The organism is Bacillus infantis, assembly GCF_050107595.1.
Taxonomy (GTDB): domain Bacteria; phylum Bacillota; class Bacilli; order Bacillales; family Cytobacillaceae; genus Bacillus_AB; species Bacillus_AB infantis_C.
Genome location: NZ_JBNILH010000004.1, coordinates 168011 through 182790 on the forward strand (window position 1 = coordinate 168011; position 14780 = coordinate 182790).

13 protein-coding genes and 1 tRNA gene are annotated in these 14780 nt (G+C 47.4%); 1 reads left to right on the top strand and 13 read right to left on the bottom strand.

Translation table 11 applies throughout. The annotated features are described in order from the left end of the window. Positions 1-44: 44 nt before the first annotated feature. From rnr to secG, 3 genes are all read right to left on the bottom strand, one after another. The gene (rnr, locus tag ACQCVH_RS10150) at positions 45-2387 is read right to left on the bottom strand and encodes a ribonuclease R (protein ID WP_426835567.1); all 2343 of its coding nucleotides are present in this window, start codon (positions 2385-2387) and stop codon (positions 45-47) included. A 27-nt stretch (positions 2388-2414) separates the two neighbouring features. Beyond that, positions 2415-3161, bottom strand: coding sequence for an alpha/beta hydrolase (locus ACQCVH_RS10155; protein ID WP_426835568.1), 747 nt, complete (start codon positions 3159-3161; stop codon positions 2415-2417). A 172-nt stretch (positions 3162-3333) separates the two neighbouring features. Then, positions 3334-3567, bottom strand: coding sequence for a preprotein translocase subunit SecG (secG, locus tag ACQCVH_RS10160; protein WP_224902449.1), 234 nt, complete (start codon positions 3565-3567; stop codon positions 3334-3336). Positions 3568-3797: 230 nt separating this feature from the next. On the opposite strand from secG, the gene ACQCVH_RS10165 reads away from it, so the two are divergent. Further along, positions 3798-4763: a nuclease-related domain-containing protein gene (locus tag ACQCVH_RS10165; RefSeq protein ID WP_426835569.1), complete on the top strand. Its 966-nt coding sequence runs from the start codon at positions 3798-3800 to the stop codon at positions 4761-4763. 212 nt (positions 4764-4975) lie between these two features. On the opposite strand, the gene eno is transcribed toward ACQCVH_RS10165, so the two are convergent. The 10 genes from eno to ACQCVH_RS10215 form a co-directional block, all read right to left on the bottom strand. Continuing rightward, the gene (eno, locus tag ACQCVH_RS10170; protein WP_009793079.1) at positions 4976-6271 is read right to left on the bottom strand and encodes a phosphopyruvate hydratase; all 1296 of its coding nucleotides are present in this window, start codon (positions 6269-6271) and stop codon (positions 4976-4978) included. A gap of 28 nt (positions 6272-6299) precedes the next feature. Further along, entirely contained in the window at positions 6300-7832 is a 1533-nt protein-coding gene (gene gpmI / locus ACQCVH_RS10175) for a 2,3-bisphosphoglycerate-independent phosphoglycerate mutase (RefSeq protein ID WP_426835570.1), read from the bottom strand. Beyond that, positions 7825-8586: a triose-phosphate isomerase gene (tpiA, locus tag ACQCVH_RS10180; RefSeq protein ID WP_426835571.1), complete on the bottom strand. Its 762-nt coding sequence runs from the start codon at positions 8584-8586 to the stop codon at positions 7825-7827. Before tpiA ends, gpmI begins: the two co-directional genes overlap by 8 nt. Before the next feature lie 27 nt (positions 8587-8613). Then, complete coding sequence (locus ACQCVH_RS10185; protein WP_257992358.1) at positions 8614-9798, bottom strand: phosphoglycerate kinase; 1185 nt, start codon at positions 9796-9798, stop codon at positions 8614-8616. A 195-nt stretch (positions 9799-9993) separates the two neighbouring features. Next, positions 9994-11001 carry a type I glyceraldehyde-3-phosphate dehydrogenase gene (gene gap / locus ACQCVH_RS10190; protein WP_094768528.1) on the bottom strand — a complete coding sequence of 336 codons (1008 nt, stop codon included), beginning with the start codon at positions 10999-11001 and terminating at the stop codon, positions 9994-9996. Between the two features lie 57 nt (positions 11002-11058). After that, positions 11059-12081, bottom strand: coding sequence for a sugar-binding transcriptional regulator (locus tag ACQCVH_RS10195; protein WP_426835572.1), 1023 nt, complete (start codon positions 12079-12081; stop codon positions 11059-11061). 152 nt (positions 12082-12233) lie between these two features. Beyond that, positions 12234-12488: a glutaredoxin family protein gene (locus ACQCVH_RS10200; protein WP_426835573.1), complete on the bottom strand. Its 255-nt coding sequence runs from the start codon at positions 12486-12488 to the stop codon at positions 12234-12236. A 17-nt stretch (positions 12489-12505) separates the two neighbouring features. Further along, a complete protein-coding gene (gene rpoN / locus ACQCVH_RS10205; protein WP_426835574.1) occupies positions 12506-13837 on the bottom strand; it encodes an RNA polymerase factor sigma-54 in 1332 nt (443 codons plus the stop codon). A gap of 188 nt (positions 13838-14025) precedes the next feature. After that, positions 14026-14097 (bottom strand) — tRNA-Arg (locus ACQCVH_RS10210). Positions 14098-14193: 96 nt separating this feature from the next. After that, positions 14194-14700, bottom strand: a complete 507-nt coding sequence (locus tag ACQCVH_RS10215; protein WP_426835575.1) for a DUF6241 domain-containing protein — start codon at positions 14698-14700, stop codon at positions 14194-14196. Positions 14701-14780: the final 80 nt, after the last annotated feature.

The window sequence follows — 14780 nt, forward strand, 5'->3', positions numbered from 1 at the left end:
CGGAAAGGAGAGCCACATTGGATGGCTCTCCCGGTTTCGGCTGTTTACCGTTTCTTCTTCTTCCGCTTCGCTTTCGGTGCATTTTCAAAATGCTTTTTCTCTTTTCGGCCAGGTCCGCCGCTTTTGCCGTTAGAGCTGCCGCCGCGTCCTTTCGGGCCTTCGCCGGCTTTGCCCCTGCGCGGTTTCTTCTCTGTGCTGCCTGTCTTGAATACTCTTGGCGCCTCGCGGTCATCACGCTTGCGGGGACCTTTCATGCCAACAATTTCAAAATCAATGGAACGCTCATCTTTGTTAACGTTGATGACGCGGACCGTAATTTCGTCCCCAATGCGGAACACATTCCCGGTCTTCTCGCCGATCATTGCGAAATGGCGCTCATCATAGCGGTAATAATCATCTGTCATATAGCTGACATGAATCAGCCCTTCAATAGTGTTCGGCAATTCGACGAACATGCCGAAGTTTGTAACTGAGCTGATGATGCCATCATATTCTTCGCCAATTTTATCAGCCATATATTCTGCTTTCTTCAGCTCATCTGTTTCCCTTTCAGCTTCGACCGCGCGGCGCTCCATATTGGAGGAATGCTCGGCAATATCAGGAAGCCTTGAATTCATCCGCTCTCTTGTTGCCTGGCTTAAATCGCCTTCAATCAGATAGGTGCGGATGAGCCTGTGGACAACCAGGTCCGGATAACGGCGGATCGGGGATGTGAAATGAGTATAGAACTCAGTCGACAGCCCAAAGTGGCCGAGGCTCTCAGGATCATATTTCGCCTGCTGCATCGAGCGCAGCATGACGGTTGAAATTACCATTTCCTCAGGTGTTCCCTGCACCTCTTCAATGATTTCCTGGAGGGCGCGAGGATGCACGGAGTTGGCCGTGCCTTTTACAATGTAACCGAAGTTTGTAATAAACTCGAAGAATCTTCTCAGCTTATCTTCCTTCGGATCCTCGTGGATACGGTAGATGAATGGAACATCCATCCAGTGGAAATGCTCGGCGACCGTTTCATTGGCTGCAAGCATAAATTCCTCGATGAGGCGCTCTGCCACAGAACGTTCGCGGAGTACGACATCACTTGGCTTTCCTTCTTCATCAACAAGAACCTTTGACTCTTTAAAATCAAAGTCGATGGCGCCGCGGCCCATCCGTTTCTTGCGGAGCACCGCCGCCAGCTCCTCCATAAGCTGGAACATCGGGACAAGCGGCTCATAGCGCTTCATCAGCTCTTCGTCTTTATCGGTCAAGATCTTGTTAACGTCATGATAAGTCATACGCTCTGTCGTTTTAATGACACTCTGGAAGATTTCATGATTGACCACTTCACCGGAGCTGTCCATTTCCATCTCACAGGAAAGGGTAAGGCGGTCAACCTGCGGATTTAGGGAGCAGATGCCATTGGATAATCTGTGCGGGATCATCGGGATGACCCGGTCCACCAAGTATACACTTGTCGCCCGTTCCTCTGCTTCCTGATCAATCGGAGTATTCTCGCGCACATAATATGTCACATCGGCAATATGTACTCCGAGCTTATAGTTTCCGTTTTCAAGCTTCGTGACAGTAACCGCGTCATCCAAATCCTTCGCATCAGCGCCATCAATAGTCACAATAGTTTGATCGCGCAGGTCGCGCCGGTTTTTGATTTCACTTTCATCAATGCTGTCAGGTGTATCATTCGCCTGCTCCAGCACTTCTTTCGGGAATTCCATCGGCAGCCCGTGTTTGTGGATAACAGATAGAATATCGACGCCCGGATCATTTTTATGGCCGAGAATCTCAATGACTTCCCCTTCGGCGCTCTTGCGCCCTTCCGGATACGTCGTCAGCTTGACAACAACCTTGTGCCCTTCTATGGCACCTTTGGAGGCAGATTTCGGGATAAAAATATCGCTGGCGAACTTTTTGTCATCAGGAAGCACAAAGCCGAAATTCTTGCTTTCAACATATGTCCCGACTATCTGCTGAACGCCGCGCTCAAGAATCCTGACGACGGTCCCTTCACGCCTCTGTCCCGAAGACTCAGAAGAAACTCTCGCAAGGACAATATCGCCGTGCATGGCATTATTCGTCTCATTCGGCGGTATGAAGATATCATCAAGGCCGGGCTCTTCAGGAATGACAAAAGCAAAGCCTTTCGCATGGCCGGACAGTTTACCTTTAATCAGATTCATTTTATCCGGCAGGCCGTAGCGGTTGCTCCGCGTCCGGACAACAAGGCCTTTCTGCTCCATGACCACAAGGGCCTTCACAAAGTCTTTAAAATCGGAAGAATCCTCAATTCCGAATGCCTCCTCCATCTCCTGGACGGTCAAAGGCTTATATGCTTCATCTTTCATAAAGTGGAGAAGCTTATCCACGATTTGCTTAATATTATTTTCCATCTATGCTATCCCTCCTATATAAAGGATTTAAACAGTCCAATCCAGCGATTCCAGGAACTGATATACATCCTCATGCAGCTGATCCTTTTCCTTGTCCAATGTGATGACATGACCGGACTCTTCATACCATTTCAGTTTTTTATTATCATTCTCCACTTCGCTGAAGATGATGTTGGCACTGTCGGTATTGATCATGGCATCATGGCGTGCCTGCGCCACAAAAGTTGGGGAATAAATCATATCCACATGATTCCTCACATCGGCGATCAGCTCCTGCAGCGCTTTAAGTGTCTCCATCGGAGTTTTCCTGAATTCAGCCATTTCCTGTTCAATCTGCTCAGGGGATTTGCCTTCAAGCCTCTTATATTCGCTGGCATAGTGAAGGATGCCCTGATACATGACTTCCTCGCTCTTAATATACATTGGTGCACACATTGGAACGATACCCTTTATAGGAACAGTGTAACCTAATTTCAAGGAAAATACCCCGCCCAGCGAAAGCCCGGCAACAGCAATCTCATCATAGCCCTGGCCCTTCAGCAGCTCATAGCCTTCCATAACATCCTTCCACCAGTCCTCAGGCCCGGTATGGACCAGCTCCTCCGGCGGCACCCCGTGGCCCTTATACTGTGGTGCATGGCAAGTATATCCCTTGGTCTGCAAAAAGCGTCCAAGCATTCTTACATCCGCAGTATTGCCTGTAAAGCCGTGCAAAAGCAGGACAGCCCTTTTCCCGCCTTCAAAGGTAAATGGTTTCGGTGCAACAATCTTCATTTTGAAAACTCCTTTTGCTATGTAAATGATTTCTAAGATAAGTTCAGCTTCCTTATTTTTAGCAAAGCCTCGCCCAACAATCCACTAAAACGGCTTAGTGGTGAAGATAGGAAAAATATTCCGTTTGGCGGCAAATAAAAAACCTGACCTTCAGGGCCAGGCAGCAGCTTCATTATTTTACAAAATAAGCGACAGCAATTGTTAAAACAAAAAACAGTACAGATAACACAATCGTTACACGGTGGAGTATAAGATCAAGCCCGCGCGCCTTTTGCTTGCCGAAAAGCTGCTCGGCACCACCTGAAATTGCGCCGGAAAGACCCGCACTTTTCCCTGATTGAAGAAGTACAACAACTATAAGAGCAACTGAAACAATAATCAACAGTGTAATTAAAAATGTGTACATGAAGTCCACCTCCTGAAACGTACAATCACATTATTCTTAATTTATCATATTTTGGCGGATTGGACAATAGCAATGTTAGGTGGAAGAGATTGAGGAGTTGCGGAAACATACAGAGGCTTGGTTGTTTTTCACTCTCTAAACCTGGAAGCGTTTCTTTAAGGGAGGAAAACGAGAGACAGGAAACGAATTAACAAGTAATGTCCTGTATCTTACCGTTAAGGAGGAAGGGTATGATTGTAAAAGAGTTGACTGTCCCAGAGCGAATTCTTGCCCTGGAAGCTTTACTGCGGCGCCTGGAGGAAGGAAGTCCCGAATGGCTCCGTGTTAAGGAAGATCTCGCGAAACGCTGGGCGGGCTACTATGGTGAATTGTCCCTTGATTATTATTTATCGATGCTGCCCGAAAAAGAGCTTCTAGTACTGCATGATTTGCGGATCGGCCTATCCGGCAGTTTTTTTCAAATTGACATCCTCGTCTTGCATGCTCATTTCGCACTTATCCTGGAGGTTAAAAATATTCTGGGCACCCTTTCATTTGATAAGCAATTCAGCCAGATGATCCGCACCCAGGATGAAAAAGAAGAAGGCTTCCCCAATCCGATTGCACAGGCAGAACATCATAAAAAACAGCTGGCCCGCTGGTTTGCGGAACGCAGCATCCCTCTCCCCGTCGAAGCCCTTGTTGTCATCAGCAAACCCTCCACTGTCCTCAAAGCGAACTCTCCAGCCATCAGCCGAACGGTCATCCACAGCCACCGCCTTCTTGGGAAGGTGGAAGAACTGAGCGGGCACTATCAGCAAGCCCTTATGGATGCGAAAGAGCTGAGAAAAACCTCCAAACTGCTGAGCAAACACCATACACCTGAAAGTATTGATATCTTGTCGAGGATGAGAATCAGCCCGGATAATGTGAGGATGGGTATCCATTGCGGCAGCTGCGGCCATATTCCTGCTGTAAGAGTATATGGGACGTGGCTGTGCCCGAAATGCGGGGCAAAGGACAAGTCTGCGCATATCGCGGCCTTGAAGGATTACTTCCTTTTGTTTGGGAAGGAGATCACGAATGGGGGATTTAGGGAGTTTGCGGGGGTGGAATCTGTTTTTGCTGCTTCCAGGCTATTAAAAGGAGCTGGTTTACCATCTAATGGAGAGAAAAAAGGAAAATCATACTTTGCTACGGAGGAATTTATGAAGTAGGGAAATGTTTATTTGCGACTTTTTGGGGATATTTGCGACTTATTCGATATATTTGCGAGTCTCGTGATTTATTTGCGAGTTTTCAAATATATTTGCGACTTTCCAGATTTATTTGCGACTGCCCTCCGCGCTGGCCCAATCTCAAGCAAAACCCCACCCAACAAACCAAAAAAACACCAGCCCCCAAAGGCTGGTGTCTCTCCCAAAAAGAATTACTTCTTCAGGTTATAAAAAGATTTCAATCCATCATATACAGCCAGATCGCCAAGCTCGTCTTCGATGCGCAGAAGCTGGTTATATTTCGCGATGCGGTCAGTACGGCTCATAGAACCGGTTTTGATTTGGCCTGCGTTTGTTGCAACAGCGATGTCAGCGATTGTGGCATCTTCTGTTTCACCTGAACGGTGAGATACAACTGCAGTGTAGCCTGCGCGCTTAGCCATTTCGATAGCTTCGAATGTTTCAGTCAGTGTACCGATCTGGTTCACTTTGATCAGGATGGAGTTGCCTACGCCCTGCTCGATACCTTGTGCAAGCTTCTTAGTGTTTGTTACGAAAAGGTCATCTCCGACAAGCTGAACTTTTCCGCCGATGCGGTCAGTCAGAAGCTTGTGGCCTTCCCAGTCGTTTTCATCCAGTCCGTCTTCGATTGAAAGGATTGGGAATTCGTTTACCAGCTCTTCGTAGAAGTTAACCATATCTTCTGAAGATAAGCCTGTGCGGCCTTCGCCTGCAAGATCGTATTTGCCTGTTTCTTTGTTGTAGAACTCAGAAGAAGCAACGTCCATGCCAAGAAGGATGTCTTTGCCTGGCTCATAGCCGGCGCTCTTGATTGCTTCGATGATTACTTCAAGTGCTTCGCGGTTAGAACCAAGGTTTGGAGCGAATCCGCCTTCGTCGCCGACTGCTGTGTTAAGGCCTTTGCCGGAAAGAACCTTCTTAAGCGCGTGGAATACTTCAGCACCCATGCGGATCGCTTCCTTGAAAGTAGGAGCTCCTACAGGAAGGATCATGAATTCCTGGAAGTCAACGTTGTTGTCAGCGTGTGATCCGCCGTTGATGATGTTCATCATTGGAGTTGGAAGCTGCTTCGCGTTGAATCCGCCAAGGTAGCGGTATAATGGCAGGCCTACAGATTCAGCTGCAGCGTGCGCACAAGCCATGGATACGCCAAGGATTGCGTTAGCGCCCAATTTGCCTTTGTTTTCAGTACCGTCAAGCTCGATCATTGTGCGGTCGATTCCGACCTGGTCTGTTACATCCATGCCGATGATCGCTTCAGAGATCAGGTTGTTTACGTTGTCCACTGCATTTTGAACACCTTTTCCAAGGTAGCGGGACTTGTCGCCGTCGCGAAGCTCAACTGCTTCGTGCTCGCCTGTAGATGCGCCGGAAGGAACGATTGCTCTTCCGAAGAATCCTGATTCTGTTAATACTTCTACTTCAACTGTTGGGTTACCGCGGGAATCTAATACTTCGCGGGCATATACGTGCTGGATAAATGGCATAGTAAAATCTCTCCTTAAAATTGGATTATTATTTTAGAATGGTTGTACCGGTCATTTCTACCGGCTTTTCAACTCCGAGCAGGTCAAGCATGGTTGGGGCAAGATCAGCAAGGATTCCGTCCTCGCGCAGCTCATCCCCTTCTTTTGTTACGATGACAGGCACCGGATTAGTGGTGTGGGCTGTCATCGGATTGCCTTCAAGAGTGACAACTTCGTCAGCATTTCCGTGGTCAGCTGTGATGATGGCATGACCGCCTTTTTGAATGATCAGGTCAACAATGCGGCCAAGGCATTCATCCACTGTTTCAATTGCTTTCACTGTCGGCTCGAGCATTCCGGAGTGCCCGACCATATCAGGATTGGCAAAGTTCAGGATGATAGCATCAAAGTTATCGGCTTCTATTTCCTTCACGAGGGCATCTGTCACTTCATATGCACTCATTTCAGGCTGAAGATCATAGGTTGCCACTTTTGGCGAATTGATGAGGATCCGTTCTTCGCCCGGGAATTTCTCTTCACGCCCGCCGCTCATAAAGAATGTTACGTGCGGGTATTTCTCAGTCTCAGCGATGCGCAGCTGTTTAAGATCGTTCTGGGCCAAAACCTCGCCGATCGTGTTGTCCAGGTTATTAGGCTTGAACGCTACATAGCCGTCAACGGTTTCGCTGAAGTGAGTGAAGCAGACAAAGTGCAGATTCTGCGGGTGCCCAGGGCCCCTGTCAAAGGATCTGAAATCTTTGTTTGTAAATGTATTGGAAATCTGGATCGCACGGTCCGGGCGGAAATTGTAGAAAATGACTGAGTCATTATCTTCAATGGTTGCCACCGGCTCACCGTTTTCCCTCGTAATCACGGATGGAATGACGAACTCGTCAAAAATTCCGTTTTTATAGTTGTCTTCAACCAATTCAAGCGGATCGGAATAAGATGGTCCATCTCCGTACACCATCGCACGGTAGGATTTTTCCACACGGTCCCAGCGCTTGTCGCGGTCCATGGAATAGTAGCGCCCTGAGATGGTTGCAAATTCGCCTACTCCATATTCCTTGATTTTTTCCTGTGCTTCTTTGATATATTTCTCGGCTGTCTTCGGACCGACGTCTCGGCCGTCAAGGAAACCGTGGATATATACCTTTTTCAGCCCCTCATCAGCAGCAAGCTTGAGCAGGGCGTACAGGTGGTGGATATGGCTGTGGACACCGCCGTCAGACAGAAGGCCAAACAGATGGAGAGCTTTATTGTTCTCCTTTGCATGGTTAATCGCGTCTAAAAAGGTTTGATTCTTTTCAAACTCGCCTTCACGGATGGCCACGTTAACCCTTGTCAGGCTTTGGTAGACGATCCTTCCGGCACCGATATTCAGGTGTCCTACTTCAGAGTTCCCCATCTGCCCTTCAGGAAGGCCGACTGCTTCACCGCTTGCCTGCAGAGTAGAGTGGGGATATTTGTTCCAATAACGTTCAAAGTTCGGTTTGTTCGCTTGAGCAACTGCGTTTCCCATCCGTTCGCCGCGCAGGGCGAATCCGTCCAGGATGATCAGTGCTACTGGGGATTTACTCATTCTTGCCTGCCTCCAGTAATTGAAGGAATGAGTTTGGCTCAAGGCTCGCCCCTCCGACCAGTGCACCATCGATATCGGGCTGGGCCATATATTCTTTGATGTTTTCCGGCTTAACGCTTCCGCCGTACTGGATGCGGATTGCCTCAGCTGCCGCGCTTGAGAATTCCTCGCCTACCACCTGGCGGATATGGGCGCAAACTTCATTTGCATCCGCAGAAGTGGAAGATTTGCCTGTACCGATTGCCCAGATAGGCTCATAAGCGATAACAGTCTGCTTCACCTGGTCTTCTGTCAGGCCGGCAAGGGCTTTTTTCACCTGGCTGCCGACGATTTCCGTTGTTTCGCCGTTTTCGCGCTGTTCGAGCGATTCGCCGACACAAACAATCGGAGTCAGGTTGTAGTTGAATGCAGCCAAAGTCTTTTTGTTAACAGCTTCGTCTGTTTCGTTGAACATTTCACGGCGTTCTGAGTGGCCAAGCACTACATAAGATACACCGATGTCCTGAAGGGCTTTCGGGCTGATTTCGCCTGTGAAAGCACCGCTTTCTTCAAAGTGCATGTTTTGGGCGCCGATTGCCACATCATGGCCTTCTGCACTTTCAACAAGTCGCTCTAAAAATAAAGCTGGAGCACAAACGACTGTATCAACACTTTCCTTTGAAGGAACAAGGCCGTTTATTTCCTCTAAGAAGCTTTTCGCTTCAGGAAGGGTTTTATGCATTTTCCAGTTGCCTGCAATAATTGATTTACGCATTCCGGCACATCCTTTCAAATCTTTTGCTTATTTATCATTCAAAGCCGTTACACCAGGAAGCTCTTTTCCTTCGATGAATTCGAGGGAAGCGCCGCCGCCTGTTGAGATATGGCTCATTTTATCAGCAAGATCAAACTTTTCGACTGCAGCCGCAGAGTCTCCGCCGCCGATTACCGAATATGTATCCTGGGATTCAGCAAGGGCTTCGGCTACTGCTTTCGTTCCGCCTGCAAATGCATTCAGTTCAAATACACCCATAGGGCCGTTCCAAATGACAAGCTTGCTTGATTTAATAACATCCTGATAGATGGCACGCGTTTTCGGACCGATATCAAGCGCTTCCCAGTCTGAAGGAATTTCTTCAATGGAAACTTCTTTAATATTGGCATCTTCCGAAAAGTCATCCGCAACAAGCACATCAACAGGCATATAGAATTTAACGCCTTTTTCTTCTGCCTTTTTTATAAATGAATTGGCAAGATCGATTTTGTCTTCTTCAAGAAGGGATTTCCCGATTTCATGGCCTTGTGCTTTTACGAACGTATAAGCAAGTCCTCCGCCAATGATCAGATTATCTACCTTATCAAGCAGGTTTTCGATGACACCGATCTTGTCCTTTACCTTCGCTCCGCCGACAATTGCCGTAAATGGGCGCTCCGGATTGGACATTGCTTTTCCAAGAACGTCCAGTTCCTTTTCCATCAGCAGGCCGGAAACAGCCGGAAGGTGGTGTGCAATGCCTTCTGTGGATGCATGTGCACGGTGGGCAGCCCCGAATGCATCATTTACATACACATCCGCAAGCTCTGCAAACGATTTTGCCAGCTCAGGATCATTCTTTTCTTCACCAGGGTAGAAGCGGACGTTTTCAAGAAGGAGAACATCGCCCTCAGCCATTTCGGAAACCATCCCTTGTACAGCTTCACCATAGGCTTCGTCTGCTTTCTTTACATCCTTGCCCAACAGCTCTGATAAGCGCTTGGCAACCGGTGTAAGGCGCAGTTCTTCTACTGCCTGGCCTTTTGGACGGCCAAGGTGGCTTGCAAGGATGACTTTAGCTCCCTGTTCAGTCAGATACTGAATGGTAGGAAGAGCTGCTGTGATGCGAGTTTCGTCCGTAATAGAGCCGTCTTTCATCGGCACGTTAAAGTCCACACGGCAAAAAACGCGTTTACCTTTTAAATCAATGTCTTTTACGCTTTTTTTGTTCACGGCAAAGGACCTCCCAGTTTTGATAGTTTTCAAAAGAAAAGGGAGAGGGAATTGTTTCCCGCTCCCCTTTTCCCCATCATTATAGATGTTCGCTATTTTTTTATCCAATAAAACAAGGTTTTAGAGGAATGCTTCGGTTCCCGGAGTTCATACAGGACCAAACAATAGCAGTTTTATTGATTTAAACTTTACCTATTAAAGGCCTTGCTTTGCAATGTAGTCTACAAGGTCTACAACGCGGTTAGAGTAGCCTGACTCGTTGTCATACCAAGAGATCACTTTTACCATGCTGCCTTCCATAACCATTGTTGACAATGCATCAATAGTAGAAGAAGCAGGGCTTCCGTTGTAGTCGCTTGATACAAGCGGCTCTTCGCTGTAAGCAAGGATTCCTTTAAGGTCGCCTTCTGAAGCTGCTTTGAACGCTGCGTTGATTTCTTCAGCTGTTACGTCTTTGTCAAGCTCAGCAACAAGGTCAACAAGAGAAACGTTTGGAGTTGGAACACGCATAGCTCCGCCGTTCAATTTGCCTTTCAGTTCAGGCAATACAAGGGATACTGCTTTAGCAGCACCAGTTGTTGTTGGAATGATGTTTTCTGCAGCAGCACGCGCACGACGGTAGTCTTTGTGCGGAAGGTCAAGGATCTGCTGGTCATTTGTGTATGAGTGGACAGTAGTCATCATACCGCGCTTGATTCCGAACTTGTCGTTCAGTACTTTAGCGAATGGCGCTAAGCAGTTTGTTGTACAAGATGCATTTGAGATAACATGGTGGCTTCCTGCATCATATTTGTCATGGTTAACACCCATAACGATTGTGATATCTTCGTCAGAAGCTGGAGCTGAAATGATAACTTTCTTCGCGCCTGCTTCTAAGTGTTTAGCTGCATCGTCGCGCTTTGTGAAGCGTCCAGTAGATTCTACTACTACTTCAACGCCAAGGTCGCCCCATCCAAGCTGGGCAGGGTCGCGCTCTGCAAGAACCTTCACTCGCTGGCCGCCTACTACTAGGAAATCTCCGTCTACAGAAACTTCTTCGTTAAGTGTGCCGTGAACTGTGTCATATTTTAAAAGGTGCGCAAGCATGTTTGCATCTGTAAGGTCGTTTACCGCTACAACTTCTACTTCTGAGTTCTTAAGTGCTGCGCGGAATACGTTGCGCCCGATTCTTCCAAATCCATTAATACCAACTTTAACTGCCATGTTAATATTTCCTCCTTTACATAGTAGGGATATTTGTTAGTTTTATATTAAAGGGGGTTACCCTTTTAACAACTGTTCAGCTGCGCCTTCATCCGTAATCAGGATTGTTGAGGACGGCGCCTGCTTCATATAGGCTCTGATTGCCTTAGCCTTCGAAGACCCTCCGGCAACTGCAATAACATGATCGATATGCGCCAGGTCTTTGAGCTGAAGCCCTATGGTCTGCACTTTATGGACCACTTCGCCCGCTTCATCAAAATAATAGCCGAAAGCTTCTCCTACTGCTTTTCGCTCCTGAATCTTCAATAAATCCTCCGGTGTCGTTTTCCGGCGCTCCGCCATTGTTATAGCGTCTCCAATTCCGTGTAAAACCATTCCAGCGGATTTTATCAGATTCAATACTTCATTGATAACGGGTTCCTTCATGATTGTCTCGTACATCGTCTTGCTTACCTGATCCGGGACATGAAGGAATTTGTGGCGGGAAGCTGTGTGCTCCGCCATCATGGCACAAATTGTATTCGCCTGGTTTTTGACTTCTTCGCCGATGCCGCCCCGTGCAGGGACGAACAGCAATTCATCGTCAAAAAGATTTGGCGTCAGCATCTCCGCCACGGCCGCCATGGTAGATCCGCCCGTTACTGCAACGGTATTCTTGCCCTTAAGCCGCTGTTTCATACTGGCCGCGCAGGCCCTGCCAAGCTCGCTTTTCACCCATGGTGATTCATCGCTGTTGCCGGCAACCACAATCACCTGCCGGACGCCAAGCACTTCTTTCAGCCTTGCTTCCAGTATGTCTATACCCGTTATGTCTCTCATTATGCTTTCAAGTCTTTCCAGTAAATCCTTGCCTTCGGCTGTCAGATTCATACCTGAACTTGCTACAGAGATAAGATTTTGATTCTTTAGGAAATCAACCTCGCTTCTAAGCACTCTTTCCGTCGATCCAAGGCTCACTGCCAGACTTCTTCGGCCCACCGGCTGCATAAAACCTATGTACTGAAGAATTTGGTAGCGTTTTTGCATAACAGTAAGTAAATCAGGCAATAATCTTTTTTGTATATCGATCAATGAGTCCATCGCATGCCCCTTTTTTAGAAGTATTCCATATAGGAACGCTCTAGCGTGGTCAATTTCTGTCCCGCATAGACATATTATGTCCCGCTTGAACCAAAAAAAATCACCCCTGTTATAATTACATTCTAGCAGGAGTGATTTGCGAATTCAACTGATTAGGATTGGTTTTTTTCTGTAAGCGCTTCATATAGCGTAAATTGATCAATCCGCCCATATTGGACCTCTTCTCCGTCCAGTTCCACGACAGGAATCATAAGCCCATACCGTTCAGTCAGATCATCATTGGTGCTGATATCCACTTCTTCTAGTTCAAATTCATGTGCTGCCTGAAGATTCAGGATTATTTTTTTTGCATGATCGCATAAATGGCAGCCTTCTCTTGTATATAATCGCATCTGTCGGTCCTTCAATATACTTCCTTCTTTCTTCATTCATATCTTTTGCGTTTCGCTGAGGAAGGGATACCCAGCTGGTCCCTGTATTTGGCGACCGTCCGCCTTGAAATGACGATAGCATCTTCTTTCTCCAAAATGGCCATAATCTCAGAGTCAGATAGAGGCTTCAATTTATCCTCACCATCGACAAGCGCAGATATTTTCTGCTTGACTCCTGCAGAGGATGCACCATCCGTCCCGGTTGTTTTCACTGTGCTTGTAAAAAAGGTCTTCAGCTCAAATGTGCCAAAAGGAGTCTGGATATATTTTTCGCGGACCGTCCGGCTCACTGTCGACTCATGGATCTCCAGTTCATCCGCGATTTCTTTCATTGTCATCGGCTTCAGCTTCGAAGGTCCATCAATGAAAAAATCCTGCTGCTTCTCTACCAGTTTCATTGTAACCTTTCTGATCGTTTCTTTCCTTTGTTCCAAACTGCGCACAATCCAATTATAGTCCTGCGACCGGTCCTGAAGATATTTCCTGACCTCTTTATCGCCAGTGCTTTTAAAACTTTCATAATACTGGCTGTTAAAGCTGACTTTCGGGAGCTGCTCATCCTGGACTGTTATCAGGAAAGAGCTGCCGTCCCAGCTGACGGCCACATCAGGGACAATATAGCCGGCACTTTCCTTTGAAAAAGCCGCCGCAGGCCTAGGGTTGAGGGACCTGACTAAATCAGAAACACGCTGGATATCCCTCAGCTCCACACCAAGGAGCGAGGCCAGCGGCTTCCACTTCTTATCTGCAAACCATTCAAAATGCTCTTCAATGATCACTTCGGCGAGTTCATCCGGACGCAAAAGCCGCTGCACCTGCAAAAGGAGGCATTCCTGCAGCGTCCGCGCCCCAATGCCTGCCGGCTCCAAAAGCTGAAGCTCCGCGAGCGCTTCCGCGGCATCTTCCTCACTGACACAGAGCTCATCCGCAATTTCTGTGATACTATCACAAAAGTAACCGTTTTCATCTATACTTGCAATAATCCTTCTGATGATCTTATCCATCAGAGGTGATATATATTTAATTTCAAGCTGTGAGATCAAATAGTCCTCAAGCAGATTGTCTTTTGCCCTGATCTGCTCAATCCACGATCTGTCATCCTTTTTCAGCTTGCTGTTTGCGCCTCTGACTCTGTCGCGGCGCGGATCCATCGCCCTTACCGTTTCTGTCTCCACCTGCATAAGGGGATTTTCAAGCGCCCTGCTCTCAAGAAAGGCCGTAAGCTCAAGCGCAGAATATTGAAGGAGCGCAATTGCCTGGGATAACTCCTGTGTCATCGCCAATTTAAGCGACTGCTGCTGAAATAAACCTGCATTCATGTTCATCGCACATTCCCCCTTCTTCTATTTTACATGATGGGAGGGGAATGGTGAATGGGAATATATATAAAGAAAGGATAAGCTTTTCGCATTTCGGACTATGGGAATGACTCCATGGTGTTCGTCCCGCGAAGCTGTAAAGTCTTCAAACGAAAAAAGCCTCTAGCCCTATTACAGGCAGGAGGCTTTTGGTACGCCCTCGGCAGGAATCGAACCCACATCTCAAGAACCGGAATCTTACGTGCTATCCGTTGCACCACGAGGGCAAATCATACAGGTCTTCTATAAGACACTAGTATATAATACTAAAGCTGGCCGCTTTTTGTCAATGGTTAAACACTGATTGACTGGAGCGGCCGATTTTATTTGAAGTTTTTCTCGATATACTTCTGTTCCTCTTCCTTACTCAGGAGGCCTTTGGCTTCTCCGACAGTCCCGCCCTGGAGCTTCCATATCCTGTTATGGTCACTGGCTGCTGAAGAAAAGTCACCTTCCTTCCAGCTTTCCAGGATATCCAGGTACACACTTGAATGCTTATAGCTCATTTCATTGGCCTCGACCACACTCATCAGCCTGCTGATCCTGTCAGGCGTAATCTGCAGCGCGCCCCATTTGTTTTCTGCCTTGACCTTCTGATGGCTCATATCGTGGATGGCCTGCTGGACAGCTTCTTCTTTCATATTAGTCGGAAACAGCTTATTCAGATCCTTTTCCCCTTTTGAAACAGCAGCCCTTTCCTCCGCAGCCCTTTCACCCTTTCCGAGTGAAGTATAATTATAGGCAGCATATCCGGCCAGCGCCAGAATAATCAGGCCCAGCCCTGCAAGCCGCAGCTTATTATGAAAAAATGATTTCTTCTTTTTAGACAAAATCGCAGCCTCCAGCTTACTGATTTACATGCCCGTATTCCAGCTTCAATTTTCAGTTTGCTTTGTTTAAAAAAAGAAGA

What these genes read in the sequence shown, in the direction of transcription:
- rnr (WP_426835567.1), bottom strand. Translation starts at nt 2,387, where the DNA reads ATGGAAAATAATATTAAGCAAATCGTGGATAAGCTTCTCCACTTTATG.
- ACQCVH_RS10155 (WP_426835568.1), bottom strand. Translation starts at nt 3,161, where the DNA reads ATGAAGATTGTTGCACCGAAACCATTTACCTTTGAAGGCGGGAAAAGG.
- secG (WP_224902449.1), bottom strand. Translation starts at nt 3,567, where the DNA reads ATGTACACATTTTTAATTACACTGTTGATTATTGTTTCAGTTGCTCTT.
- ACQCVH_RS10165 (WP_426835569.1), top strand. Translation starts at nt 3,798, where the DNA reads ATGATTGTAAAAGAGTTGACTGTCCCAGAGCGAATTCTTGCCCTGGAA.
- eno (WP_009793079.1), bottom strand. Translation starts at nt 6,271, where the DNA reads ATGCCATTTATCCAGCACGTATATGCCCGCGAAGTATTAGATTCCCGC.
- gpmI (WP_426835570.1), bottom strand. Translation starts at nt 7,832, where the DNA reads ATGAGTAAATCCCCAGTAGCACTGATCATCCTGGACGGATTCGCCCTG.
- tpiA (WP_426835571.1), bottom strand. Translation starts at nt 8,586, where the DNA reads ATGCGTAAATCAATTATTGCAGGCAACTGGAAAATGCATAAAACCCTT.
- gap (WP_094768528.1), bottom strand. Translation starts at nt 11,001, where the DNA reads ATGGCAGTTAAAGTTGGTATTAATGGATTTGGAAGAATCGGGCGCAAC.
- ACQCVH_RS10195 (WP_426835572.1), bottom strand. Translation starts at nt 12,081, where the DNA reads ATGGACTCATTGATCGATATACAAAAAAGATTATTGCCTGATTTACTT.
- rpoN (WP_426835574.1), bottom strand. Translation starts at nt 13,837, where the DNA reads ATGAACATGAATGCAGGTTTATTTCAGCAGCAGTCGCTTAAATTGGCG.